18 protein-coding genes are annotated in these 26255 nt (G+C 73.4%); 11 read left to right on the top strand and 7 right to left on the bottom strand.

Features of this window, described 5'->3' with window-relative positions:
• Positions 1–15: 15 nt before the first annotated feature.
• From IU369_RS15385 to IU369_RS15365, 5 genes are all read left to right on the top strand, one after another.
• Positions 16–1692, top strand: coding sequence for a NosD domain-containing protein (locus IU369_RS15385; RefSeq protein ID WP_217921865.1), 1677 nt, complete (start codon positions 16–18; stop codon positions 1690–1692).
• A gap of 10 nt (positions 1693–1702) precedes the next feature.
• On the top strand, positions 1703–2713 hold the full coding sequence (locus tag IU369_RS15380; protein WP_217921864.1) for a glycosyltransferase family 2 protein: 1011 nt from the start codon (positions 1703–1705) through the stop codon (positions 2711–2713).
• A 153-nt stretch (positions 2714–2866) separates the two neighbouring features.
• Positions 2867–4354, top strand: coding sequence for a proprotein convertase P-domain-containing protein (locus IU369_RS15375; protein WP_217921863.1), 1488 nt, complete (start codon positions 2867–2869; stop codon positions 4352–4354).
• Positions 4355–4528: 174 nt separating this feature from the next.
• The gene (locus IU369_RS15370; RefSeq protein WP_217921862.1) at positions 4529–5854 is read left to right on the top strand and encodes a DUF11 domain-containing protein; all 1326 of its coding nucleotides are present in this window, start codon (positions 4529–4531) and stop codon (positions 5852–5854) included.
• A 143-nt stretch (positions 5855–5997) separates the two neighbouring features.
• A complete protein-coding gene (locus IU369_RS15365; RefSeq protein WP_217921861.1) occupies positions 5998–7344 on the top strand; it encodes a hypothetical protein in 1347 nt (448 codons plus the stop codon).
• A gap of 18 nt (positions 7345–7362) precedes the next feature.
• On the opposite strand, the gene IU369_RS15360 is transcribed toward IU369_RS15365, so the two are convergent.
• The 4 genes from IU369_RS15360 to IU369_RS15345 form a co-directional block, all read right to left on the bottom strand.
• Entirely contained in the window at positions 7363–10356 is a 2994-nt protein-coding gene (locus IU369_RS15360; protein ID WP_217921860.1) for an oligosaccharide flippase family protein, read from the bottom strand.
• A gap of 30 nt (positions 10357–10386) precedes the next feature.
• Positions 10387–11997, bottom strand: a complete 1611-nt coding sequence (locus tag IU369_RS15355) for a hypothetical protein (RefSeq protein ID WP_217921859.1) — start codon at positions 11995–11997, stop codon at positions 10387–10389.
• A gap of 69 nt (positions 11998–12066) precedes the next feature.
• The gene (locus IU369_RS15350) at positions 12067–13266 is read right to left on the bottom strand and encodes a GNAT family N-acetyltransferase (RefSeq protein WP_217921858.1); all 1200 of its coding nucleotides are present in this window, start codon (positions 13264–13266) and stop codon (positions 12067–12069) included.
• Positions 13263–14033 (bottom strand): GNAT family N-acetyltransferase, encoded by a 771-nt coding sequence (locus IU369_RS15345; RefSeq protein ID WP_217921857.1) that lies wholly within the window; start codon positions 14031–14033, stop codon positions 13263–13265. The genes IU369_RS15350 and IU369_RS15345 overlap by 4 nt, the downstream gene beginning before the upstream one ends.
• 197 nt (positions 14034–14230) lie before the next feature.
• Here IU369_RS15345 and sucC point away from each other — a divergent pair, with 197 nt between their 5' ends.
• The 6 genes from sucC (at position 14231) to IU369_RS15315 (ending at position 22595) form a co-directional block, all read left to right on the top strand.
• On the top strand, positions 14231–15379 hold the full coding sequence (gene sucC, locus IU369_RS15340) for an ADP-forming succinate--CoA ligase subunit beta (RefSeq protein ID WP_217921856.1): 1149 nt from the start codon (positions 14231–14233) through the stop codon (positions 15377–15379).
• Positions 15376–16245 (top strand): succinate--CoA ligase subunit alpha, encoded by an 870-nt coding sequence (sucD, locus tag IU369_RS15335; RefSeq protein ID WP_217921855.1) that lies wholly within the window; start codon positions 15376–15378, stop codon positions 16243–16245. Before sucC ends, sucD begins: the two co-directional genes overlap by 4 nt.
• A 236-nt stretch (positions 16246–16481) precedes the next feature.
• Positions 16482–16679, top strand: a complete 198-nt coding sequence (locus IU369_RS15330; protein ID WP_217921854.1) for a hypothetical protein — start codon at positions 16482–16484, stop codon at positions 16677–16679.
• Entirely contained in the window at positions 16676–17833 is a 1158-nt protein-coding gene (locus IU369_RS15325) for a glycosyltransferase family 2 protein (protein ID WP_217921853.1), read from the top strand. The genes IU369_RS15330 and IU369_RS15325 overlap by 4 nt, the downstream gene beginning before the upstream one ends.
• Positions 17833–20379 carry a galactose oxidase-like domain-containing protein gene (locus IU369_RS15320; protein WP_217921852.1) on the top strand — a complete coding sequence of 849 codons (2547 nt, stop codon included), beginning with the start codon at positions 17833–17835 and terminating at the stop codon, positions 20377–20379. Before IU369_RS15325 ends, IU369_RS15320 begins: the two co-directional genes overlap by 1 nt.
• Positions 20380–20390: 11 nt before the next feature.
• Positions 20391–22595, top strand: coding sequence for a hypothetical protein (locus IU369_RS15315; protein WP_217921851.1), 2205 nt, complete (start codon positions 20391–20393; stop codon positions 22593–22595).
• Here IU369_RS15315 and IU369_RS15310 read toward each other — a convergent pair.
• Genes IU369_RS15310 through IU369_RS15300 form a run of 3 tightly spaced genes read right to left on the bottom strand, consistent with a single transcriptional unit; the run spans position 22504 to position 26096 of the window.
• Positions 22504–24282 (bottom strand): acetyl-CoA carboxylase biotin carboxylase subunit, encoded by a 1779-nt coding sequence (locus IU369_RS15310; RefSeq protein ID WP_217921850.1) that lies wholly within the window; start codon positions 24280–24282, stop codon positions 22504–22506. The genes IU369_RS15315 and IU369_RS15310 overlap by 92 nt on opposite strands.
• Positions 24283–24537 (bottom strand): acyl-CoA carboxylase epsilon subunit, encoded by a 255-nt coding sequence (locus IU369_RS15305; protein ID WP_217921849.1) that lies wholly within the window; start codon positions 24535–24537, stop codon positions 24283–24285. It lies immediately after the preceding gene.
• On the bottom strand, positions 24534–26096 hold the full coding sequence (locus IU369_RS15300; protein WP_217921848.1) for an acyl-CoA carboxylase subunit beta: 1563 nt from the start codon (positions 26094–26096) through the stop codon (positions 24534–24536). The genes IU369_RS15305 and IU369_RS15300 overlap by 4 nt, the downstream gene beginning before the upstream one ends.
• Between the last annotated feature and the right edge of the window lie 159 nt (positions 26097–26255).

Here is a 26255-nt window from a genome sequence, read left to right as displayed (position 1 = left end):
CGAAAGGACGCCGTCTTGCCCCATGGGGCCCGGCTCTCCCTTCCCACGCTCCGCGTCGCCGTCGTCGCACTGCTGGGAACGCTCGCCCTGCTCTTCGTCGCACAGACCCCCGACATCGCCTCCGCCGCACCGGCGTGCACGCGATACGCCGCCTCGGGTGGCAGCGACTCCGCCTCCGGATCCGCGTCGTCCCCCTACCGGACGGCGCAGCGCCTCTTCGACAGCCTCGCCCCCGGCGAGGTCGGGTGCCTCCAGCCCGGCACCACGTTCTCCGAGCGCCTCCGCGCGAACCGCAGCGGCCGGCCCGGGAACCCCGTCACCATCACGAGTGGCCCCGGCGAGGGCCGGGCGACGCTCCTCGGCGAGATCTACGTGCCGGACGGCGCGACGGACATCGTCTACACCAACCTGATCATCAACGGCCGCACGTCGTTCCGGGTCAACCCGAGCGTCAACGGCGACCGGATCACGTTCTCGAACAACGAGGTCACGGACGACAACCACGGCATCTGCTTCCACCTGGGCAAGCCCGGTGAGGGGGTGGCCGAGGACATCGTCATCGACGGCAACCGCATCCACGGGTGCGGGCGCCTGCCGGCGACCGGGTTCGACCACGGGATCTACCTGAACACGACGCGCAACGTGCGCATCACGAACAACTACATCTACGACAACGCCGACTACGGGGTGCACCTCTACCCCGACGCGCAGGGCACCTACGTCGCGAACAACGTGATCGACGGCAACGGCCGCGGGATCACGTTCTCCGGCGAGGGCTCGACCGCCTCGAGCAACAACGTCGTGGTGAACAACATCATCAGCAACTCCAAGGACACGGCCAACGTCGAGTCCTACTGGGGCGGCCCCGTCGGCTCCGGCAACCGCGCCGACGGCAACTGCCTCTGGAACGGCGCCGAGGGCAACGTCCAGAACCAGCGCGGCTTCTCGGTGTCGAACAACATCGTCGCCGACCCGCTGTTCACGAACCGCGCCGCGAAGGACTTCTCGCTGCGTGCCGGCAGCCCGTGCGCCGGCAAGGGCCCCACGTCGGTGCCCGGTGGGTCCTCGGGTTCCGGCGGCGGCGCGACGCCGCCCGCCGCGTCGGCGCCGGCCCTGTCCGCCCCCGCCCTGCGCGCGCTGCGGACGCTGCGCCTCTCGATCTCGTGGTTATCCGGTGACACCTTCGTCGTGTCGGCGCGCACCCGCCTCGCCGGCCGCGTGAAGATCGTCCCCCGGTCCGGGTCGACCATCCTCGGTGCCTGCACCCGCCGCGCGGCGCGCAACACCGCCGTGAAGTGCCGGTTCTCGGTCCGCCGCGCGAACCGCGCGCTGCCGGTGGTCGTCGCCGCGAGCCTCGACCCGCTGAGCAAGAAGGCGAAGGGCGTCCGCGTGCGCCTGGCGCGGAAGGTCCCGCAGGCGAGCACCCTGTCGGCCCAGGCCACCTGGGCCGCCGGCGGGCCGCTCGTCCTCGGCGTCCGCTCCAAGGTCGGCGGCGAGGTGACCATGGCCGCGCGTCACGGGTCGCAGCGCCTCGGCCAGTGCCGCAAGGTCGTGGTGCAGGGCAAGTCGGTGTCGTGCCGCTTCGACGTGTCGGGCGTGCCCCGCGGGTCGAAGGTGGCGATCACCGCCGGCCTGAAGCCCGCGTCGGGCGGCAAGTCCCTGTTCATCCGCCTGTCGCGGACCCTCGGGTGAGCGCGGCGTCGTGAACGGCAACGGTGAGCCGCCGCGGGTCACGGTGATCATGCCGATCCGCAACGAGGAGGCGTTCATCGCGCGCAGCCTCGGGGCGGTGCTCGGCCAGGACTACCCGGCCGAGCGCATGCAGGTCCTCGTCGCCGACGGCATGTCGGACGACGCGACCCGCGAGGTGATCGCGGGACTCGCGGAGGCCCACCCGCGCCACACGATCGAGATCGTCGACAACCCCGGCCGGATCGTCCCGACCGGGTTCAACGCCGCCCTCGACCGGGCGACCGGCGACGTCGTCGTCCGCGTCGACGGCCACACCATCATCGACGACGACTACGTCACCCAGTGCGTCGCGGCGCTCGCCGCGACGGGCGCCGACAACGTCGGCGGGCGCATGGACGCCGTCAGCGACGGGCCGGTGGGCGCGGCGATCGCGCTGGCGACCTCCTCGCCGTTCGGCGTCGGGAACTCCCAGTTCCACTACGCCACCGGCGAGCACTGGGTCGACTCGGTCTACATGGGGGCGTGGCCCCGCGAGGTGTTCGAGCGGGTCGGCCGCTTCGACACCGAGATGGTCCGCAACCAGGACGACGAGTTCAACTACCGCCTCGCGTCGCAGGGGGGGCGGATCCTGCTGACCGACGCGATCCGGTCGCAGTACTACAACCGCAGCTCGCTGAGGACGCTCTTCCGCCAGTACCGGCAGTACGGGCACTGGAAGGTCCGGGTGCTGCAGAAGCACCCGAAGCAGATGAGCGCCCGCCAGTTCGCGCCGCCGGCGTTCGTCGCGGCGCTCGCCGGCGGCGCCCTGCTCGCGCCGTTCAGCCGCCCCGTGCGGCGCGTCTGGGCTCTCCTCGTCGGGGTGTACGCCCTGGCCAACCTCGGGGCGTCGGTCAGCATCGCCCGCCGGTCGGGCCTGTCCCACCTGCGGTACCTCCCGATCGTGTTCGGGGCGCTGCACATCGGCTACGGCGCCGGTTTCCTCGGTGGCCTCCTCCGCTTCCGGGACCGCTGGAGGGGTTGACGCCGGACCCCCGGAATCGGGGGTTCTGACGTTTTCGGCCAGGCTGCTTCCGAAAGTCGAGTCGCCGAACCCCCCGTCCGACCCTCCCGGCGCCGCGGGGCCGTCGCGAGTATCCGTGATGGTCTGAAAGCGATTGACGAACGGAGTGTCGAGATGACGGTTCGAGACCACCTGGGACGGAGCCTGGCCGTGGGCAGCGCGCTCGCGGTGCTCGGCGTCGGTGCGCTGACGATGACCGAGCGGGCCTTGGCCGTGGCTCCGGCACCGACCGGGGGCGCCAACGGCGCCGCCCTCACCGCGAGCAGCACCGCGGCGCAGAACAACAAGGCCATCGGCCCCCTCGCGACCGCGCCCGCGGCCGTGTCCACCATCACCGTCCCCGAGTCGGCGCAGTCGTACCTGCGCGACGTCGACGTGCGCACGTTCATCACGCACAGCGGGTCCGGGGACCTCGAGATCACCCTGACGTCGCCGGCGCGCCCCGGGCAGCCCGCCCGCACCGTGACGCTGATCGACGGCGGCACGAACGGCGCCGGCGGCACCGACAACGTCTTCAGCAACACCCTCTGGGACGACTCGTCCCTCACCCCGGCGAGCGACCTGACGGCCGCCCTGCTCGGCGAGGACGCGCCCCAGGCGGACCTGACGCCCGAGGGCTCCCTCGGCCGGTTCGTCGGCATCGACCCGCGGGGCACGTGGACCCTCCGGGTCACGGACACCAAGGACGACGTCGCGACCGTCGACCCCGACGGCGGCACCCTCGCCAGCTGGTCGCTCGACCTCGCCACCCAGGACGCGGCGCCGGCCGTCGCCCCGACGATCACCGCGTCGAGCTCCGCCGGCGCGCAGCCGATCCCGGACGCGCCCGGGGGCCCGCTCGTGTCGTCGCTCACCGTGAGCGGCGCCAAGACGTACCTGACCGACCTGGACCTGGTGACCAACATCAGCCACCCCGTGTCCGACGACCTGGTCATCCGGCTCTCGCACTCCGGGCGCTCGGTGCTCATCGCGTCGCGGGCCGGTGGCGGGACGCCGTTCTACACCAACCGCACCTTCGACGACTCGGCGACGCTGCTGGTCAACAACGCGACCGACGCCGCCGGCGCGGTCGTGCCCGAGGGCGCCCTCGCGGCGTTCCGCGGCATGGACCCGAACGGCGTCTGGACGCTCTCGGTCCAGGACACCGTCGGCGTCGACACCGGCACCCTCGCCGGCTGGCAGCTGAAGGTCGGCGCCGCCGACGCGGCCGCCCCGGTGGTCCCGCCCGTCGTCACCCCGCCCGTCGTCGCCCCGCCGGTCGTGGCCCCGCCGGTGAACCCGCCGGTCGTGACGCCGCAGGCGCTCACGCTCGGCCTGAAGCGGTTCGGCGTCGTCAAGAACGCGAAGAAGAGCACCCTGAAGCTCAACGTCGTCTGGCTCAACGGCACGGGGCGCGTGAAGTACACGGCCACGCTCAGCACCAAGCTCGGCAGGAAGACGGTCCGCAAGGTCGTCAGGGGCTCCGGCGTCGCCGGCCCGAAGTCGGTCTCCAGGACGGTCAAGATCCCGAAGGCCTGGAAGGGCAAGAAGGTCACCGTGCGGCTCGTGGTGAAGAACAACACGACGAGCCTCGTGCGCACCAAGACCATCGCGCGTTTCTGATCCGATGGGAGCGGGGATGCGGGTCAGGACCGGCCCGCATCCCCGTCCCCCCGGACCGGGGGAAGTTGCCGGATGTTCCATCGCGGTGCGTAGAGTGCCGAGATGCCACCGGGTCCGATGGGCCCGGCTGAAACCGATCAGACCACCTTGGAGGTCGATCTGATGACGCACCACATGGGCGGGAGACCACTCCTCCTGAGGGGGGTCCTCGCCCTCATCGTCCTCCTCGCGGGGATCCTCGCGCTGCAGGCGTCGCCTGCGGCCGCCGTCGTCCAGACCCAGACGTACACCGGGCAGGATGATGGTCCGACGCCGGACATCTACCGCTCGGACATCGACGACTTCTTCTACCCCGACGGGTCGGACGCCTCGCCGCCGGTGGGCCAGGCCGGCACCATCAACCTGACGTTCAACGGCACCCCCGTGGTGGCGTTCTGCGTCGACGCGCGGACGGGCCTGAACACCGGCACCGTCCAGGCGGACGTCGTCGAGGTCCCCCTCGACACCGTCCAGGCACGGGCCATCGCCTACGTCGTCCTGAACTCGGCCGTCACCGGCCCGCCGACCGCCGCGAAGCGGAACCAGGCGGCCGTCGGCCAGGTCGCGACCTGGGTCCTCGACGGGGACCTCCGCGAGGACGGCCCGAGCAGCGACGCGGCGTTCAACGCCGAGGTCGCCGCCCTCGTGGCCGCCGCCCGCGCGGCCGCCGCCACGCCCGCCTCGCTCGGCCTCACGGTCGCCGCGCCGGCGGCCGGCGCCACCAGCTCCACCGTCACGGTCACGGGTCGCCCCGGCGCCGTCGTCACCCTCACGGTGACCGCGGGCTCCGGCACCCTCTCGGCCGGTCAGGTCACCATCGGCGCGGACGGGACGGCCACGGCCACCCTGACCGCCGCGGGTCCCGGCCAGGTCACCGTCGGCGCCGGCACGGCCGGCGACGGCCGCCTGTACCGGACGGCCCCGCTCGACCGCAGCCAGGCGACCGTGCACGCCGTGCCGACCGTCCTGACCGCGTCCGCCGCCGCCACGTTCACGGGGGCGACGACCACCCCGGGCACCTCCGGGACGCCCGGCACCCCGACCACCCCCGGCGGCGGCACGACCGGCGCCCCGGCGAAGCTCAACCTCACGATCACCAAGTCGGCCCCGGCCAGGGCGCAGGTCCTGCGTCTCGTCCGGTACCGGATCACGGTGAAGAACACGACGAAGCGCACGGCGACCGCCGTTGTCATCCGGGACCGCGTCCCGGGCGGCCTCGCGTTCGTCCGCGCCAGCAGGACCGCGTCGATCCGCAACGGCGCCGTCGTCGTCCGGCTCGGCAACCTCGCGCCGGGCGCCTCCCGCACGATCAACGTGTGGATGCGCGCGACGTCGAACGTCCGCGGTGCCCGCGTCAACGTGGCGACCGTCAGCGGCGCCAACGTCCGCAACCGGAGCGCGCGCGCACGGACGACGTTCCGTCCGCTCGCCGCCCGCGTCCAGCCGGCGGTCACGGGCTGATCCATCCGTCGGGTCCGGTCGCCACCGCGTGAGCGGTGGCGACCGGCGCCACGGCGTTCCGCGGGACCGTCCCTCCCCCGGGGGTCGGCCAAACCACCCGGGCGGATAGCTTTTGCCAGGATCGGGTCGGTAGGCTCACGCGCATGACGCCGCTCCCCCGTTCCTCCCACACCCGCGTCGCCGTCGCAGTCGCGGCCCTCGCCCTGGCGCCGTCGGCCCTGGCCGCCCCCGCGCCCGGGGGCGTGACCGCCGCGCCCGGTGGCGCATCGACGGCCACCGCCCGCACGTTCTCGTGGAGCCCCGTCGCCCCCGACGCCGGTGGGGACGCCGTCGCCTACGAGGGCGGCGTGACCACCGACGGCGCACCGCCCGGGAGCCCCGGCGCGCTCGGCACCGGCACCTCCGTCTCGCTCGGGGTGCCCGAGGGCCAGCAGGTCACGTTCTGGGTCCGCTCGGTCGAGACCCTGGCGGGCGTCCCCATCGCGTACAGCGGCTACGCGGCGACCGCACCCTTCATCAGCGACCGGACGGCGCCGGCGGTCACGGCGTCGCAGTCGCCGGCCGCGAACCCCCGGGCGTGGACGAACGCGCCGACCATGGTGACGTTCGCCTGCGCGGACGCGAACCCGGGGCCGGGCGCGTGGTGCCCCGCCCCCGTGGCGCTCGGCGAGGGCGCCGGCCAGGTCGTCACCGGGTCGGCGACCGATGCGCTCGGGCAGACGACGACGATCTCCACGACGGTCAACGTCGACGTCACGCCGCCCACGGGCGGCGCACCCGCCACGCCCGCGCCGGGGGCGACCGTCACCACGACCCGCCCCGAGTTCACGTGGGCCGCCGCCGCCGACCCGCTCTCCGGCATCCAGTACTACGAGGTGTACGTCGTCGGACGCGGCAAGGTCGGCTCGACGACGGCCCGCAGCACGCGGCTCGTCTCGTTCCAGACGCTGCCCGCCGGCCCCCTCCAGTGGTACGTGCGCACCGTGGACAACGCGAACAACGCGGCCGTCTCGTCGCGGTCCGCGCTGACGATCGACCCGACGGCGACGTCGCAGTCACCCGACCCGCCCGCCACCTCCGGCAGCACGAGCGGGTCGTCGGCGCCGGCCGGCACGCCGCCCTCACCGGTGGTGCGCCCGTCGCGCGGCCGTCCGCAGGCCCGTCCCGTGTCCTACAACGCGCGGGCGCTGCGACCGCGGGCGGGCGTGAAGCTCACGTACCTGCGCCCCGTCCTGCGCTGGACCCGCGGGCCCCGCTCCACGCGGCTCTACAACGTCCAGATCTTCGAGATCCGCGGACGGAAGGTGCGCAAGGTGCTCACCGCCTTCCCGCGCACCACCCGGTACCGCGTCCCGTCGGGCAAGCTCCGCCGCGACCGGCGCTACGTGTGGCGGGTCTGGCCGTACGCGGCCGGCCGGTACACCGCCCGGCCGAAGGGCGTCAGCTACTTCGACATCCGGCCCGCCCCGCGGAGGGCCGCCCGCTCCTGACCGCCGGGCGGGGGCGGGTCAGGCGACGCCGGCCGGCGTGCGCTCCTCGCCCCGCACCGGCGGCGACGGGTCGTCGAGCGGCACGTCGCCTGCGCCGCGGGCGGGGAGCAGGGTGCGTGCGACGCCGAGCATCCCGACGCACAGGCCGAGCAGGATCCAGAGGATCCGCTGGTACTGGCCGGAGATGAAGAAGTCGGCGACCAGGAGCCCGACGGTGCCCGCGAGCAGGGTCCGGCTGATGAGCTCGAGCGTCACGTCGCCGGCGCGCTTGAAGAGCTGCGCCGCCCGCACCGCCGCCGCCAGGCAGGTGAGGACGATGCTCATGAACAGCACGAGCCCCACCGTCCCGATCTCCACGAGGATGTGGAGGTACATGTTGTGGGCGACCTTCGGCGTCTCGGTGAAGAAGTCGCCGCGACGCACGAGGCCGGGGCGCGCCAGGTAGCGGGGCGTCGCCTCGGTGTAGGTGCCGATGCCCGCGCCCTTGGTGGGGTGGTCGCGGTAGGCGCGCAGGCCGACCTGCCAGATGTCGGCCCGCCCGGTGCCGGCGCTCGCGCCGTACTGCTCGCCCTGGGTGAGGGTGGCGAAGCGGGCCTTCGTGGCGGGTGACGCCGCGATGTTGACGTAGCCGACGAGGAGCAGCGCGACCGCCACGCCCGCGGTGAGCACGCGCATGCGCCAGCGCCCGCCGAAGATCGTCCAGACGATCAGGGCCGCCCCGATCGCGATGATCCCGCCGCGCGACCCGGAGAGGACGATGCCGAGGCCGCAGATCAGGCCCGACAACGCGAACGCCATCCGGCGCAGGGGGGTGGAGGCGGTCGACGCGAACGCCGCCGCGATCAGGAGCGCCGGCACGCAGAACGCCGCGTACTCGTTGGCGTCGGCGAACGTCCCGACGAGCCGCCCCTCGATGCGGTTCCCCAACGCCATGCCGACCAGCGTCGAGACCGTCGCGCTGATCGAGAACGCCCCCGCGATGAGGATCGCCGAGCGGCGGTCGCGGGTCGCGGTGAACACGATGACCAGCAGGAGGAACCCGAGCGCGTACCGCTGGATCGCCTCGATCGAGAACGACTGGTTGATGGACCAGAGCATCGACGCGACGCACCAGCCCATGAAGACCGTGATCAGGACGGCCAGCAGAGGGTTGTTCGAGAGGAAGCCCAGGTAGCGCTTGCGCGACGACGGGTACCGCAGCGACACGAGCCACGTGACCAGCAGGATCACGCCCGCGCCCTTGGAGATCAGCGACTCCCCGCCGCCGACCACCAGCGCGAGCGGCTGGATCAGCACGAACGCGACGACGCCGACGGTGATGTCGGAGAGGAGCAGCGCGATCAGGGCGAGGCCGACCATCGCCCCGACGACCAGGAGCGGCGAGCGGCCCACGCCGGCGCCGATGACGAGGGCGACGAACGCCGCGGCGACCGAGAGCATCGTGTTCGGCGACGCGAGCTTCTCCCGCCAGGCGATGTCCCGGCCGAGCAGGTCGGTGAGGGGCCGGAGCTGGGAGGGGATCGTGACGTCGTCGTCGCGGGTCTCGCCCATCGCGATGAGGACGGTCGCGGCGACGATGATGCCGAACGGGAAGGCGATCGCCAGGAGCACCAGGGCGGGCCCCGGCAGGACCAGGACCAGCAGGCACGCGACCCCGCCGGCGGCGGCGGCGGCGGCGGAGCGCGCGAGCGTGCCGAGGAGCGACTTCTCGTCGAGCGGGATGCTGCGGGCGACGAGGACGTAGTGGCCGGCGACGAACGCGAAGATCGCGACGTTGGTGCCGATCGCGGCGCCCAGCAGGCCGATCGTCGGGATGAGGATGAGGTCCAGGATCAGGTTGATGAGGAAGGCCCCCAGGGCGATCCACTTCCGCACCGCGGCGACGCCGATGTAGTCGAGCGCGCGCGACAGGATCGGCGCGAGCCCGATCAGCACGAGGTAGGGCAGCAGCACCCTCAGCACGGTCGCGCTGCGGGCGAACTCGTCGCCGAGGAGGGCGGTGATGAGGTCGCCGGCGGCGACGGCGGTGATCGTGCCCAGCACCACGTAGAAGATCAGCGAGACGCGCAGCGCCTTCGTCAGCAGCTTCCCGGCGTCCGCGGGGTCGACCGACGCGATGCGCGGGGTGACGGACGAGGCGAGGCTCAGGCCCAGCAGCCCGAGGATCGTCGCGACCCTCCAGGGGGCGTCGTAGAGGCCGACGGCGTCGGTGTCGATGAACACGCCGAGCAGCACCAGGTCGACGCGTTCGAACAGCAGCCACGCGACGCCCGCGAGCCAGATGTGGTTGCCGTACCGGAGGATCTCGCCGCTGGTGGCGTGGACCTCGGGGATGCCCGCCCGCCTCTTCAGGTAGGGGCGCATCACGTAGAGGCCGACGAGGACGGCGGCGGCGTAGCTGACGGCGTTGCCGAGGAGCGCGGCGGCGACGCCGAAGCCCATCACGAGGACGGTGAGGACGATGGCGAACTCGACGACCGCCTTCACCACCGACATGAGGGCGAGCATCAGTCCCTGCTGGACGCCCTCGTAGATCCCGCTGAGCCACGAGAAGCCGGCGCTGAAGAACAGGGCGATCGCGGCGGCGCGGACGGCGTTGGCGAGGCTCGCCTCGCCGAACAGCGACGCGAGCGGCTCCGCGAGGATGATCAGGAGGCCGAAGACGACGCCCGCGATCACGGTGCGGAGGCGCAGGCCGGTCATGATCACGCCGGCGATGCCGCGGCCGCTGTTGTAGCCGTCGGCCACGTAGCGGGACGTCGCCGAGTCGACGCCCAGCGACGCGAACGTCGCGGCGAGGGTCGCGATGGTCAGCGCGAGCGCGTAGTCGCCGTACCCGTCGAGCCCGAGCAGGCGCGCGAGCACGATCGTCAGGACCGCCGTCGAGACGGCGCCGACCACGCGCGACCCCAGGATCAGCGCGGTCTGGCCGGCGACGCTCGTGGTCCTGCGCGGCAGCCCCGCCCCGGCCGGGACGGGCGCAGGGCGGAGCGTCTCGTCGCTCCGGGCCATCGTCCTACGGCCTCGGCGGGGCCTGCCCGGTCATCGGGTGCGCGGGGTCCGCGGGGTGCCCGGGTCCGGCACCGAGCTCGTGCCGCGCGGGGTGCGGGAGCGTCCCTCGGGGACGCGCTCCGACACGACGTCGTCGCTGCGGGTGCGGGTGCGGCGGGGCCAGTCGACCAGCGCGAGGCCGCGCGGGACGATCTCGTACCGCAGCATCAGGTCCGACAGGCGGGCGAGCCGCGACAGCTCGGTCTCGCCGCGGCGGATGACGACGATCACGTCGTCGACGGTGGTCGCGACGGGCACGGCGTCGGCGACGGTGCCGAGGGGGGCGCCGTCGAAGATGATGAAGTCGGCCCATGTCGCGGCCGCGTCGAGCAGCTGGCCGATGATGGCCGGCGACATCGCGACGACGGCGGCGGCCGAGTCGGCGTCGGCGCCGGACAGCACCTCAAGGGTGCCGCGGAAGCCGGGGAGCTCCTGGGCGGCGGCCTCGAGCGGCACGCGGCCCATCAGCACCGAGCCGGTGCCGTTCGCCGGCGTCAGGCCGAGCGAGCGGGCGACGGTCGGCTGGCGGAGGTCGGCGTCGACGAGCAGCACGCGCTGGCCGGCGTCGGCGAGGGTGCGGGCCGTCTCGATGGCGACGGTCGTGCGGCTCTCCGAGTCGCCGGCGCTGGTGAACAGCAGCGAGCGGGGCCGGTGGGGGTCGCGACGGAGCACGGCGATCGCCTGGGCGAGGTCGCGGTAGGCGTCGGCCGTCCCCGCGGCGCCGGCGCCGGGGCGGCCCTTCGGCACGCGGGCGAGGACCGGGAGGTTGAAGCGCTCCGAGAGCTGGCCCTCGGTGCGGACGCGGCTGCTGGCGGTGTCCACCGCGACGGCGCCACCGAAGGCGACGATGACGCCGACGACGAGGGCGATGGCGATGATCAGCTTGAGCGGCGGGGTGGTCGGCGAGTCGGGGACGGTGGCCTGGGTCTCGAGCTGGACCGACGGGTCGTTCGCGCCGCGCAGCGCCTGCAGGGAGGCGAGGCGCTCGTTGAGCTGGGCGATCGTCGATTCGGGCAGGCCGACGCCGTCGGCGATCTGTGCGTTGACGGACTCGATCTCGCTCTCGACCTGCTCGCGGAACTGGGCGGAGCGCACCGTGACCGCGCCGGACGCGAAGGCGTTCGCGAGGGCGGCGGCGCCCTCGGCGGTCTCGTCGCTCGCCGTGACCGAGACCAGGAAGCTGCCGCCGATCGGGGTGACCACGACCTTGGAGAGGAGGGCCTGCGGGCTGCCGCTGACACCCTGGGAGTTCGCCGCCGCCTGCGCCACGGGGATCGTCTTCACGAGCCGCGCGAGCGTCTCGACGTCACGTCCGGGGACGCTGGTCTCGCGGATGACGCTGATGCCGTCGAAGCGGGTGTCGTTGCTCGACACGGGGGAGACGCTGAGGAGCGCCTCGGCCTCGTAGGTCTTGGACGACAGGCTCACCGCGAGGATGGCGGCGCCGACGACGAACGCGATCAGCACCAGCATGAGGCGCCAGTGGTCGCGCGCGACGGCGATGTAACGGCTGAGGCCGCCACGGCTCTCGGGCTCGCGCACCCAGCCGCGGTCGAAGCCGCGCGAGGCCGCCCCCGGCGGGGTCACTCCGTTGAATGACATTCGGTCGACTCTACTCCCGATCGGATCGCGTCCCGCATGCGCCGGTCGCCCGTGCGCGCGGCATCCGCGTCATGGTGTCTCTCGGCCGGCGGCCGAGTCTTCGTGAGGGCCGCGCCGCGGGCGGACCCGGGCGGCGGCGCCCCGTAGGGCGACCGCGGCGGGTCGCAGGAATGGCCTCAGCGGGCTCTCGGCGAGGGCGATGCGGGTCCGCTCCGTCCGGTACGCGAGGCGGCCCCCGGGGGTCGGCGGGAAGACGGACAACGACACCTGGTCCTCGGTGCCCGTCGCCCACGCGAGCTTGTACTGTTCGTCGTGCCCGGCGAAGTCGAAGCGGGTCAGGCCGGTCTCGAAGGCGCGCCGGATCAGGGCGTCGAGCAGCATCATCCCGGGCGACAGGCGGGCGACGGCGACGTCGTAGCCCATCTTGAGGGCGTCGTGGACCCCGAACGCCTCGACGCCGAGGCAGAACGCGATCGGCCGGCCGTCGATGCGCAGGAACGAGAGGCGCAGCCAGCCCTCGTCGGCGGCCCACCCCGCCAGGTCGGTGTAGTAGCGGCGGGTGCGGGGGCTCGTGAGGATCGCGGTGCCCTGGGCGGTCTTCCACCCGGAGCCCTCGACCGCGAAGCCCTCCTCCAGGAGCCGGGCGAGCTCGCCGGGCGCGAACGCGTGGTGCACGTCGAACGTCAGCTCGCCCGCCTCGCGAGCCCGCCGCCGGCAGCGCTCGACGTTGTGGCGGAGGTTGCGGGACCGGGCCCCCCAGTACGCCTCCCACCCGCCGACGGTGTCGGCGACGGGGCTGCGCATCGTCACGCGGCGGACGACGCGGTGCCCGCCGATGACGGCGGCGCGCTCGATCGCCTGCCGCGACGCGCCCGCCGCGGGGATGTGGTGGAAGTCGACGCGCCGCGCGCCCCACTCCAGGAGCCCGCGCGCGACGACGGCCGCGGCGACGGGGTCGCCCGCGACGATCCCGCCGGCGGGGGTCTCGAAGTTGCCGGGGGGGCCGACGCGCCCGCCGTCGCGGCTGACGGGGAGGGCCCCGGCGAGCCGGCCCTCCCGCCGGGCGACGACGACGTCCGGCGGGCGGCCGTCCGCGTCGAACGACGCCCGCCACAGGCGCAGGTAGGCGGGACGCAGGAACGGGGACGCGTCGCTCGCGCGCGCGAGCTCGTCCCATTCGCGTTCGAGGCCGGCGGTGAGCGGCTCGACGCCGGGGATGGTCGGGGCGTCGGTCCACGCGCCGTGATCCGCCGCGGTCGTGCTCCTCACGTCGCGGCGCCGGAGGGGGGCGGCGCCGACGGGGGAGGCGTGCGCACGATGGGGCCGTGGCGGCGGTGGAGCGACCAGGCGGCGCGCCCCCCGTCGGGCGGCTGCTCGCGCACGACCACGAGGCCCGGCAGCGCGACCGTCAGGAACGTGCCGATGAGGCGCGCCCCGTACCGGCGCGACGCGCGCAGCGACGCCTCGTTGAGGCGGTCGATCACCGACAGGACGCGCCGCACGCCGGCGCGCCGCAGCTCGGCCATCGCGTGCACGGTCACCGCGGGGGCGATCCGGCGGCCGCGGTGGGCGGGCACCACGAACGAGTCGTAGGCCCAGCGCTCGTCGTCCTGCAGCACGAACTCGGTGTCGTCCTCCCGCCAGCTGCGGGCGCGCAGCCAGAGGTAGCCGATCGGCTCGCCCGCGTCGTAGGCGAGGTAGGCGGTGTCGCCGTTGCGCAGGCGCCCCCGGATGTCGTCGGCCGTCGCCTGGCCGGCGGCGGCGAGGGCGGCGACGTCGTCGGTCCCCGCCGTCCGGGTGTCCGGCCACGGCGGCACCACGGGGACGCCGGGCGTGATCGTCTCGTGCAGCTCGTACCACTGGACGCTGACGAGGCGGCGGGGGAGGCGGCCGGCGATCGCGACGGCGGCGCCCGCGACCCCGAGGCGGCGGTAGGCACCAGCCACGGTCACGGCACGCCGCCGGACCCCGTCGATGACCCGTCGGACCGCCTCGACGAGCACCGCGGCCCGGTCGTTGGAGAGGGTGCGTGTCATGTGACCTCCGCAGTCTCACGGATTTCCGGCCGGAGGTGAACAACCGAAAGTCGAGAGGGGTGGCGACGACCGGGGGGCGACGCCCCCTGTGGGGGGTCCCCGGCGGATAGGATGGCCGACGGCCGTGTGCCGTGGGGTGCGTCCGCCCGACTTGGGGGGCACGGCCCCGGGCACGTCATCCGGCGATAAGGAGCCGCGTGGATCTTCTCGAGTATCAGGGCAAACGCCTTCTGGCCGGCCATGGGATCCAGATTCCCCGTGGCGAGGTCGCCGAGACCCCGGAGGCCGCACGGGCGGCCGCGGAGTCGATCGGCGGGCGCGTCGTCGTCAAGGCGCAGGTGCAGATCGGTGGCCGCGGAAAGGCCGGCGGCATCAAGCTCGCCGAGTCCCCGGACGAGGCGCAGAAGCACGCCGAGGCGATCCTCGGCATGGACATCCGCGGGCACACGGTCAAGAGCGTCTGGATCGAGGAGGCCTCCGCGATCAAGCGGGAGTACTACGCCTCGGTCACGTTCGACCGCGCCGCACGGCGTCCGCTGGTGATGCTCTCCGCCGTCGGCGGCATGGACATCGAAGAGGTGGCCGTGTCGAACCCAGGGGCGCTGGTGCGCCGCCACATCGACCCGCTGATCGGCTTCCAGGCGCACGACGCCCGTTGGCTGACCTACCACGCGGGGATCGACGAGGAGGCCATCAAGGGCGTCATCTCGATCCTCGGGACGCTCTACGACGCCTTCGTGTCGCTCGACGCGATGCTCGTCGAGATCAACCCGCTCGTCCTCACCGAGGACGACCGCGTGATCGCCCTCGACGCGAAGGTGACGATCGACGGCAACGCCGTCCACCGGCACCCGGAGCTCTCCGAGATCGGCGACGTCTCCCCGGACGACCCCCAGGAGAAGATGGCCCGCGAGCGGGGCGTGACCTACGTCAAGCTCGACGGCGACGTCGGCATCCTCGGCAACGGCGCGGGGCTCGTGATGAGCACCCTCGACGTGGTCGCCCTGGCCGGCGGCCGTCCCGCGAACTTCCTGGACGCGGGTGGCGGCTCGAAGGCCGACGAGGTCGTCACCGCCCTCGAGGTGCTGCTGAGCGACGAGAAGGTCAAGGCGCTGCTGGTGAACATCTTCGGCGGCATCACCCGCTGCGACGAGGTCGCGGAGGGCCTGCTCACCGCCCTCGAGCGGCTGGGCACGACCCTGCCCATCGTGGTGCGCCTGGACGGCACGAACGAGGACGCGGGCCGCGCGATCATCAGGGAGCGTGCCCCGTCCAACGTGGTGGTCGAGGAGACGATGCTCTCCGCCGCCCGACGAGCCGTCGAACTGGCGAAGGAGAACGCATGAGCATCCTCGTCGACGCATCGACCAAGCTCGTGGTGCAGGGCATCACCGGTCGTGAGGGCGCGTTCCACGCGACCCGCAACAAGGCCTACGGCACGCAGGTCGTCGCCGGGGTCACGCCGGGCAAGGCCGGCCAGGACGTGGACGGCATCCCCGTCTTCAACTCGGTGGACGACGCCGCGCAGGAGACCGGGGCCAACACGGCCATGGTCTTCGTGCCGCCGCGGTTCGCCGCCGACGCGATCCTCGAGGCGCTCGACAGCCCCGTCGAGGTCGTCGTCTGCATCACCGAGGGCATCCCGGCGCACGACATGCTCCGGGTCTACACGCACCTGAAGCGCGGGAGCAAGACGCTCATCGGCCCGAACTGCCCGGGCGTCATCAGCCCCGGCATCGCCACCGTCGGGATCATGCCGACGCAGGTGTTCGAGCCGGGCCGGGTCGGGCTGGTCAGCCGCAGCGGCACGCTGACCTACCAGATCTCCAAGGAGCTGGCGCTCCTCGGGATCGGCCAGAGCACCGTCGTCGGCATCGGCGGCGACCCCGTCGTGGGCAGCTCGTTCATCGACATGCTCGCCCGCTTCGAGGACGACCCGGACACCGATCTGGTGGTCATGGTCGGCGAGATCGGAGGGGCGGAGGAGGAGGGCGCCGCGGACTACATCGCGGCGAACATGTCCACCCCGGTCGTCGGCTACGTCGCCGGCTTCCAGGCCCCCCCGGGCAAGCAGATGGGCCACGCCGGAGCCATCATCACCGGCTCCAGCGGCACGGCGCAGGCCAAGAAGGAGGCGCTCGAGGCGCGGGGCGTGCGGGTGGGCGAGAGCCCGACCGCCGTCGCGCAGATCGTCAAGGAGCAGCTGGGCTGACGCGCCCGGATGGCGCGGCGGCGTACCTCCGCCGTCGCGCCATCCGAGACGCTCCCGTCGTGCCCGCGTCGTCCGGCGAAGTTTCCGACCCCGGTCAGGTTCGTTATCACTCGTCAACTGGTCGGAGGTCCAGAAGACCTCGACGTTCGACTAGTTGTTCGTCCGTCCACACCCCCCCGAGGCTCACCGCCCTAGCCAGCTAGCAACAACTGGCCGCGGATACAAGGGGGTTTCTTGTGATTGCCGTCAACGGCATCGCGGGGACGTTCCTCGCGGTGGGCGCCCTCGCGGACGGTGACATGGAGGTGGCGGGTCTCGCCCTCCCGGTCGTCTGGGTCGAGCTGCTGGTGATGGTGGCGCTGATCGTCGCCCTGGTGGTGAGCGAGCGGACGCGGCGACGCGGGCGCCGGAGACCGACGGTGCCGCGGTCGTGACCGACGAGCTGCTCCTCGCGGGGGCGCTGATGATCCCCCTGCTGGCCCTCCTCGACGCGGAGAACATCGTGACGTGCCTCCGCCCGGCCCTCGGGCTCGCGGACGAGCGCAGCGACGACTTCACGATCCTCGTGCCGCTCTACGGCGACCCGCGCTACTTCTGCAACCGGGAGTACCTGCAGCGGCACCGCGGCAACGTCGTCCTCGTGGTGAACACCACCACGAAGGCGATGCGACGGTTCGCCAACGGCTGCGAATGGCAGGGGTGGCGGGTGGAGCGGGTCCCCGTGGCGTCCGCCCACTCGCCGATGGACATGCTCACCGTCGCGCTCGGGCGCGTCACCACCCGCTACGCGATCCGGCTCGACGGCGACACGTGGACGAAGCAGGACGTCGGGCGCGCGGTCGCCGCGATGGAGCGCGAGGGCGTCGACCTGTGCAGCGCGAAGGTGCTCCCCGACCGGCGCGAGACCGTGGCCGAGCACATGCAGGCCATCGAGTACGCGCTCGCGATGCGCGGACGCCACCACCGGCCGTGGATGACGAGCGGGGCGATCACGCTGGCGCGCACCGATGCGCTGCGGGCGATCATGCGGCACCACTCGAACTACTTCTACGGCGAGGACATCGAGGTCGGGAAGATCGCGAAGTGCCTCGGCCTGCGCGTCGCGCACGTGGACCTCACGGTCTACACCGAGGTCCCCCCGACGTTCCGGGAGCTGATCCGCCAGCGGACCGGATGGTGGTGCGGGTCGTTCCGCTCCGCCTTCGTGAACTTCGACAAGAACCTGCGCTTCCCGGTCTACTGGACCTACAACATCGTCCTCGTCTGGTTGCTGCTGACGGGGAAGCTGGTCTCCGGCGTCGACGACTACCAGCTCGTCCCGGCCGTGATCCTGATCTACACGGCACTGATCGTGGTGTGCAACTGGCCGGTGCGCACCTCCTGGATGGTGCTGTTCCCCTACTACAGCCTGGCCCAGGTGCTGCTGATGCCGGCCTTCGGCGTCGCGCGCTACGTGAGGCTCGTGCGCAGCACCGGCCACTGGGGGCGCTACCGCTACCCGACGCTCGTGCGCCGGCGGTGGCGCCGTCTGGCGCTCGAGCCCGTGGCGTCGGCGCCGGCGATCCCCGCTCCGGAACCGAGGAGATGATGAGACGCAACCGCCTCAGGCACCGCCGCGCGGCGGCCGGCCTGGTCCTCGCCACCGCCAGCGCAGGCGTGGTCGCGCTGGCCCCCGTCGTCGCGGCCCCCGGCGGGCTCCCGGCCCGGGAGTACCTCCGGGGGTACGAGCCGCCCGCGCTCGCCGGCCACCTCCACGACCGCCAGGCGTTCGCCCGCCGCGACGCGGCGCGGCTGGCCCGATGCGACGACCCGGTCGTCCGCGCCGCCGAACGCGGCCGGTGCCCGGCGCTGCGCCGCGGTCGGGCGGCGGCCGCCGGCACGGACGGGGCGTCCGCGCTCGCCGAGCCCGACGGCGCCGCCGCCCTCGCGGTCGACACCGACGGGCGCTGGGGGGACCCCTTCCCGCTGCCGGTCATCGGCATCAACACGGTGGTCCTGGCCACGGGCAAGGTGCTCATGTTCGCGTACCCGACGGCGGACCTGACGCGCAACGAGGCGACCGCCTACGTGTGGGATCCGGCGACGCGCACGTCGCGGCGGGTCGACCCGCCGCTCAACCCGGCCACCGGGAAGCCCTTCAACATCTGGTGCGCGGGGCAGGCGGTGCTGGCCGACGGCCGGGTCCTCGTCGCCGGCGGCAACCTCGAGTACCCGGCGAACGGGCTGGACTACAAGGGGCTGAGGGCCCTCTTCACCTTCAACCCGTTCACGGAGACCTGGACGCGCCAGCCCGACATGGCCCACGGCCGCTGGTACCCGACGGTGACCACGCTCCCCGACGGCCGCGCGGTGATCCACAACGGCTACGACGAGCAGGGCCTCTTCCGCATCAACCAGGACGTGGAGGTGTTCACGCCGTCCGCCGACCCGAACGGGGTCGGCACCCTGTCGCTCAAGCCCACCGCCCGCCGCTACACCGAGCTCTACCCGCACATGTTCGTCGTGCCGGGAGGCAAGGTCCTGCAGGTCGGGCCGGACCAGACCGCGGCCCTCCTCGACACGAACAGCTGGACGTGGCAGGGGCTCCCCATCCCGCCCACCGACCGCGTGTGGGGCAGTGCGGTCCTCATGCCCGCCGGCCCCGGGGGGGCGACCCGCCTCATGATGATCGGTGGCACGGACCTGCCCGAGAGCGAGCAGGCGATGGCCTCCTCCATCGTCCTCGACCTGACGAACCCGGGGGCGGGCTGGAGCCCCGGCCCGTCGATGGCGTACGGCCGCTCCCACCACAACACCGTGCTGCTGCCCGACGAGTCGCTCCTGACCGTCGGCGGGGGGTCGCGTCGCGACGACGACCTCGGTCTCTGGGCGGGACCCGTCTACCAGTCCGAGATCCTCGACCCCGGCGCCGGGTCGTGGCGGGGCGTCGTCTCCCAGATCGAGGAGCGCACGTACCACTCGACGGCGGTCCTCCTCCCGGACGGTCGCGTGCTCGCCGCCGGGGACGACCGCCCCGGCGCGCGGTTCGCGGACAACGGCGAGTTCTACGAGCCGCCGTACCTCTTCCGGGGCGCCCGCCCGACCATCGACTTCGCACCCACCGCGGTGCGGTACGGGGCCGGGTTCCGCGTGGCGACGGGCACGCCGTCCGCGATCACGCGCGCCGTGCTCGTGCGCGCAGGATCGACGACGCACGCGAACGACATGGACCAGCGCTCGATCCGGCTCGCGATGACCACACAGGCGGACGGGCTGACGCTCAGCACCCCGGCGGACGCCACGCTCGCGCCCCCGGGGTACTACATGCTGTTCCTGGTCGACGGCAACGGCGTCCCCTCGGTCGCGCGGATGCTGCGCCTCGACCCGAACGCGCCCGACGCCCCGCCGCTGCCCGGTGGGACCAACGCGCCTCCCAGCGCCGCCTTCACCCAGGCCCCCGCGGCCCCCACGACGGCGGACACGGTCGTGTTCACCGACACCTCCACCGATTCGGACGGCACGATCGCCTCCCGCGGGTGGGACCTCGACGACGACGGCGCGTTCGACGATGGCGGTGCCGTCACCGCCGGCCGGACGTTCCCGGCCGGGAGCCACGTCGTGCGGTTGCGGGTGACCGACGACGACGGGGCGGCGTCCACGGCGACCCGGACCGTCACGGTGTCGACGGCGCCCGGTGCCAACCTCCTGCCCAACCCGTCCTTCGAGGCGGGCACCTCGGGCTGGTTCAACTACCGGTCGACGATCACGCGACAGGTCGTCGCGGGAGCCCCGGACGGCGCCGCCGTGGCGCGCGTGGCCCGCGCGACCGGTGCCGACTACAGCATCGACGACGACCCCGACACGGTCCTCTCGGCGACCGCCGGCCACCGCTACGAGGCGCGCGCGGTGGTGCGGGCCGGCGCCGGGTCGTCGGTGGGCAAGACCGTCCGCATCGTCATCCGCGAGCGGCGCCCGGACAACGTGGTGGCCGCCCAGACCATCGCCACGACCACGCTCACGAACACCTTCACGCCCGTGACCGTCACCGCCACCGTCGGCGCGACGGGCAACCGCATCGACATGTACGTGATGCAGCTCGCCGCGGGGGCGAACAACGCCTTCCAGGTGGACGCCATGAGCCTCAGGAGGCTGTGAGGACACCCGCGATGGACGCCGAACCCCGGTCCCCGGCCATGCCCGGTCGCGCGCGCCGCGCCGCGGTGCTCCTCGTCGCGGTCCTGCTGCCGGGTCTCGCCCTGGCGCACTCCCCGGCGCCGCCCGCCGGCCCGGACGACGTCTCGGCGGCGGTCGCCCGCGTCGAGGGGACGGCGGAGGCCCACACCCGCGCCCTGGGTTGGATCGAGGGTCAGCAGGACCGCTCCCAGGGGTACGCGGTGACCTTCGACGAGGCATACGGCGTCGACCACGTCGGGCCGGTGGCGGGCCGGGTCGCCGACGTCGGGGACCTCGCCCCCGTCCCACCACCCGCCCCGGTGAGGGTGGCGTTCGACCGCTCCTACGACGAGGGGCACGCGGGGCCGCTCTCCGGGACGTGGGCGGGCGTGGACCCGCTCGCGTACGTCGTCGAGGTCGCGGCCCGCGACGGTGGCGCGCCGTCGCGTCATCCCCTCGAGCCCGATGGTTCCTGGACGACCGCCCCCGCCGCGGCTCCGCCGGGCGGCGCGTGGGTCGCCCGGTTGACGCGGACCGCCGACGGTGCGGTCGTCGCGACGGCCGAGAGCCCCGGCCCGCCGGTCGACGGCGTCGCCGTCCACGTCTTCTCGCGCACCGACATCGACAACCTGCAGGCCGTCGTCCCCCTCCGTCGCGACGGTACCTTCCGCGCGCCCCTCGCGCGGCGCGGTGTGAAGATCGCGCGACTCGTGCGCACGGGCGACGACAGGATCCTCAACTCGAGCGAGTGGACCGGCGCCCCCGGGATCCGCGGTCTCCCCCGGTCGTTCCAGATCCCCCGGGACGACCCGGACTACGGGTACTCGGGGGACGAGACGCGGCGTTCGGGATACCGCCTCGAGCAGCGGTCGTTCGTCTACGACGCCGCCGTGGCGTCCCTCGCGCTGACGGCGGCCGGGCGCCACGACCGTGCGGCGGACATCCTCGAGAGGCTCGCGGCGCTGCAGGGCGCCGACGGCGCGCTGGCGTTCTCCTACGACGTCTTCCTCGGGCGCGAGGCCGACCGCTACGTGCGGAGCGGCGCGCTCGCGTGGGTCGGGACGGCGGCCGTCGAGTACGAGCTCGCGACCGGCGACCGGCGGTTCCGGCCCCTGGCGCAGGGGCTGGCCCGGTACCTGCTGGGGCGTCAGGTCACGCGCGAGAACGGGTTCGCGGCCGACGACCCGCGCTACGGGAGCGTCCGGGGCGGCGAGGGCCGTTACGGGCCGGGCTACGAGTACATCCCGGAGGAGATCGCGTGGGTCTCCACCGAGCACAACATCGACGCGTACTTCTTCCTCCGCGACCTCGGGTACGTCCTCGGCGACGCCCGGCTCGCCGAGGCTGCGCAGGCGGTCAAGCGGAGCCTGCTGACCAACCACTGGGATGCGGAGCGGGAGCGCTTCGATCAGGGCGTCGGCGACACGGCGCGCGCCCTCGACCTCGTGTCGTGGGGCGGGCTCTTCCTGCGGGCCATCGGACGCGACGACCTCGCGCGCCGCCAGATCGCGCACCTCGGGGAGTTCGTCCCACCGCGGGCCCCCGTGGCCCTCTCGGCCGACCCCGAGACGTACAACCGGACGTACACCACGTCCGAGCCGATCGGCGGCTACCAGCCGTACGCGGGGAGCCCCGGCACGTACGACGACCCGCCCGCCACGGTGTGGGGGGAGGGCACCTGGGGGGCCATCCTCCTGCGCCTGCGACTCGGCCTCGAGGCCGGACACGAGATCACCGACATGCTGCGACTGCAGGCGGCCGACGCGCGGGGCGGCCTGCTGCAGGTCACGGCGGGTCGGCGGTCACCGCCCTACGAGTTCCACGTCTGGCCCGCGCTGGGCGGGACCGCGTGGGCGGCCATCGTGCTCGGCGGGTCGGAGGTGCTGTGGCGCACCGACGGCTGGGCCGGGCAGGCGGTGACACGGCACCCCGGACCGACGCTCGGGACCTCCGCCCACGGGAGCATGGCCGCGCTGCCGGACCGTCCCGATCCGCCGCCGCGGACCGTCGCCACCCCACTCCGCCGGCCGGTCGTGACATCGCCTCGCCGACCCGGCACATCCGGACCCCGGCGGGGCGTGCTGTCACGGCCCCGCTGGGTCGTGGCTACCCGACGATCGCGAGCACTTCGCCGACCGAGACTCCCTGCCCCGCCGCGACGCGCACCTCCGTCACCGTCCCGTCCCGCTGGGCGGTGACCTCGTTCTCCATCTTCATGGCCTCGACGATGGCGACGACGGTGCCGGCCGTGATCTCCTGGCCCTGCTCCACGAGCACCTTCAGCACGGTGCCCTGCATCGGGGTGACCACCTCGTCCGGGTTGCCGCCGCCCCCGCCGCCCCCGGAGCCGCGCTTCGCCTTCGGCTTCCTCGCCGCCGGGGCGGGTCCCGCGCCGCCCGCCGGCTCGTCGTACCGCAGGGCCACCTCGAAGCGGCGGCCGTCGATCTCGGCGGTGAAGTGGCGCTCGGCCGTGGGCACCGGCTCGTCGGCGGTGTCGGAGGCCTCGGCCGCGACGGGCGGCAGGTCGCCGGGGATCGGGGTCGCCGTGTCGGCCATCCGGGCCAGCAGGTCGTGGCAGGCCCCGCCCGCGATGAACTCCTCGTCCTGCAGCAGCGCGCGGTGGAAGGGGATGAGGGTCGCGGGCCCCTCGACCACGTACTCCGAGAGCGCGCGCAGCATCCGCAGGCGCGCCGACTCGCGGTCGACGTCCCACACGATCAGCTTGGCGACCATCGGGTCGTAGATCTCCGGGATGTCCGACCCGGCGCGCACGCCGGAGTCGACGCGGACGCCGGGGCCCGACGGCTCGCGGTAGGCGGTGATGCGCGCGGGCGACGGCATGAACTTCGCCGAGGCGTCCTCGGCGTTGATGCGGCACTCGAAGGCGTGGCCGCGGGGGGCGACCTCCTCCTGGGTCACGGAGAGCGGCTCGCCGGCGGCGACGCGCACCTGCTCGCGCACCAGGTCGATGCCGGTCACGGCCTCCGTGACGGTGTGCTCCACCTGGATGCGGGTGTTCATCTCGAGGAAGAAGAACTCCTCGCCCGAGACGAGGTACTCCAGCGTGCCCGCGCCGGTGTAGCCCACCGCCGTCGCGGCCGTGACGGACGCCTCGCCCATGCGCCGCCGCAGGTCGTCCGAGACGATGGGGCTCGGGGTCTCCTCGATCAGCTTCTGGTGGCGCCGCTGCACGGAGCAGTCCCGCTCCCCCAGCCAGATGCACGACCCGTGCGTGTCGGCGAACACCTGGATCTCGACGTGCCGGGGGTGCGGCAGGTACCGCTCCAGGTACACGGTGCCGTCGGCGAAGAACCGCTCGCCCTCGCCGCGGGCCCCCTCGAAGGCGCCGGGCAGCTCGTCCGGGGTCAGCGCCACGCGGAAGCCCTTCCCGCCGCCCCCCGCCGCGGCCTTCACCGCCACCGGGTAGCCGATGTCGTCGGCGATGGGCCGCGCGGCCTCCAGGTCGGGCACCGGGTCGGTGACGCCCGGGACGATCGGGACGCCGGCGGCGTCCATCAGGGCGCGCGCCCCGGTCTTGGAGCCCATCGCGTCGATCGCGTCCGGCGGCGGGCCGATCCAGGTGATGCCGGCCTCGCCGAGCGCCCGGGCGAACCCGGCGTTCTCGGCCAGGAACCCGTAGCCGGGGTGGACCGCGTCGACGCCGGCCTCGGCGGCGACCTCCAGGATGCGCGGGATGTTGAGGTAGCTCTCGCTCGCCGGGCCGGGACCCAGCAGGTACGCCTCGTCGGCGTAGCCCACGAACAGGGCGTCGCGGTCGACCTCGCTGTAGACGGCCACCGACGGGATCCCCATCTCGCGCAGCGTCCGGAAGACGCGGATCGCGATCTCGCCGCGGTTGGCGACCATCACCTTGCTGAACGGCATCTAGTGGACTCCCCAGGGCGGACCGACGTCCTTGACGTTGAGCGGGACCTCGCTCGACTCGATGAGCGCGGCCCGGCGCCAGCGCGAGCGGTAGGCGGCGGGCAGCGGGTCGGCGGCGACGGGCCGCTCCGACTCGACGAGGGTGGTGAGCGCGGCCGTCAGGGCCGCGAGCTGGCGCGGGGACGGGACACCGCCGGCCGTGACGCGCAGGGGCGCCGACCGGGGCGTGTACGCCGTCCACCCCCCACCGCTCACAGCGGGATGTTCCCGTGCTTGCGCCGCGGCCGCAGCTCGCGCTTGGTGAGCGCGGTCTCGAGCGAGCGGATGAGCCAGCCGCGCGTCTCCCGCGGGTCGATCACCGCGTCGATGTAGCCGCGCTCGGCCGCGATGTACGGGTTCGCGAAGCGCTCGGTGTAGTCGGCGATGAGCTGGGCACGCCGGGCCGCGACGTCGCCGCCGGCCTTCTCGGTCTCCTGCAGCTCGCGCCGGAAGACGATGTTGACCGCCCCCTCGGCCCCCATGACCGCGATCTCGGCCGTGGGCCACGCCGCGTTGAAGTCGCCGCCGACGTGCTTGCTCGACATGACGTCGTAGGCGCCGCCGTACGCCTTGCGGGTGATGACGGTGAGCTTGGGGACCGTGGCCTCGGCGTAGGCGTAGAGCAGCTTCGCGCCGTGGAGGATGATCCCGTTGTACTCCTGGGTCGTCCCGGGCAGGAAGCCCGGCACGTCCACCAGCGTCACGAGCGGGATGTTGAACGCGTCGCAGAAGCGCACGAAGCGCGCGGCCTTGATGGACGCGTCGATGTCGAGGACGCCGGCGAGGGCCTTCGGCTGGTTGCCGACGACGCCGACGACGTGGCCGGCGAGGCGGGCGTACCCGATGACGATGTTCTGGGCGTAGAGGGGGGCGACCTCGAAGAAGTCGCCGTCGTCCACGATCAGCTCGATGACGTGCGTCATGTCGTACGGCTTGGTGGCGACGTCGGGGACGATCGTCGCGAGCTCCGGCTCGGCCCGGTCCACGGGGTCGGCCGTCGCCAGGAACGGCGCGGGGTCGAGGTTGTTCTGCGGCAGGTACGAGAAGAGGTCGCGCACCATCTCCAGGCAGTCCTGCTCGGAGTCGGCGGCGAAGTGGGCGACGCCCGACTTCGTGGCGTGGCTCTGGGCCCCGCCGAGCTCCTCCATGGTGACGTCCTCGCCGGTGACGGTCTTGATGACCTCCGGGCCGGTGATGAACATGTGGCTCGTCTCGCGCACCATGAAGATGAAGTCGGTGATCGCGGGGCTGTAGACGGCGCCGCCGGCGGACGGTCCCATGATCACGGAGATCTGGGGGATGACCCCGCTCGCGCGGACGTTGCGGAAGAAGATGTCGGCGTAGCCGCCGAGGCTGACGACGCCCTCCTGGATGCGCGCGCCGCCCGAGTCGTTGATGCCGATGAGCGGGCAGCCCATCTTCACGGCCATGTCCATGACCTTGACGATCTTCTCCGCGAAGACCTCGCCGAGGCTGCCGCCGAAGACGGTGAAGTCCTGGCTGAACAGGAAGACGCGGCGGCCGTCGATGGTGCCGTGGCCGGTGATGACGCCGTCGCCCCAGGGGCGGGTGTCCTCCAGGCCGAAGCCGTGTGCGCGGTGGCGCGTGAACATGTCCAGCTCGACGAAGCTGTCCGGGTCGACCAGCAGCTCGATGCGCTCGCGCGCCGTCAGCTTGCCGCGGTCGTGCTGCCGCTGGACGGCGGCCTCGGTGCCGGCGTGCAGGGCCTCCTCGCGGAGGCGGTGGAGCTGGTCGATCCTGTCCCCGGCGCTCACCTCGACATCACCCTCCGGGTCGTCCTGCGAACAGATCTGGTCCCCGTGCGTCCCGGCGGCACCGCCGTCCCGCGCGGCACGTCCCCGGGGGGCGTCGTCGCCCGGGCCCTCCGACCGGACACGCGGCGGGTTGCCCCGCCACGGGGGAACCTACCGCCC

Origin of the sequence: Miltoncostaea oceani (assembly GCF_018141545.1) — a bacterium.
Lineage (GTDB): Bacteria > Actinomycetota > Thermoleophilia > Miltoncostaeales > Miltoncostaeaceae > Miltoncostaea > Miltoncostaea oceani.
This window is presented reverse-complemented; position numbering and strand designations above follow the sequence as displayed.

Coding starts and splice junctions, on each gene's coding strand:
- IU369_RS15375 (WP_217921863.1), top strand. CDS start 2,867: ATGACGGTTCGAGACCACCTGGGACGGAGCCTGGCCGTGGGCAGCGCG.
- IU369_RS15370 (WP_217921862.1), top strand. CDS start 4,529: ATGGGCGGGAGACCACTCCTCCTGAGGGGGGTCCTCGCCCTCATCGTC.
- IU369_RS15365 (WP_217921861.1), top strand. CDS start 5,998: ATGACGCCGCTCCCCCGTTCCTCCCACACCCGCGTCGCCGTCGCAGTC.
- IU369_RS15360 (WP_217921860.1), bottom strand. CDS start 10,356: ATGGCCCGGAGCGACGAGACGCTCCGCCCTGCGCCCGTCCCGGCCGGG.
- IU369_RS15355 (WP_217921859.1), bottom strand. CDS start 11,997: ATGTCATTCAACGGAGTGACCCCGCCGGGGGCGGCCTCGCGCGGCTTC.
- IU369_RS15345 (WP_217921857.1), bottom strand. CDS start 14,033: ATGACACGCACCCTCTCCAACGACCGGGCCGCGGTGCTCGTCGAGGCG.
- sucD (WP_217921855.1), top strand. CDS start 15,376: ATGAGCATCCTCGTCGACGCATCGACCAAGCTCGTGGTGCAGGGCATC.
- IU369_RS15320 (WP_217921852.1), top strand. CDS start 17,833: ATGAGACGCAACCGCCTCAGGCACCGCCGCGCGGCGGCCGGCCTGGTC.
- IU369_RS15315 (WP_217921851.1), top strand. CDS start 20,391: ATGGACGCCGAACCCCGGTCCCCGGCCATGCCCGGTCGCGCGCGCCGC.
- IU369_RS15310 (WP_217921850.1), bottom strand. CDS start 24,282: ATGCCGTTCAGCAAGGTGATGGTCGCCAACCGCGGCGAGATCGCGATC.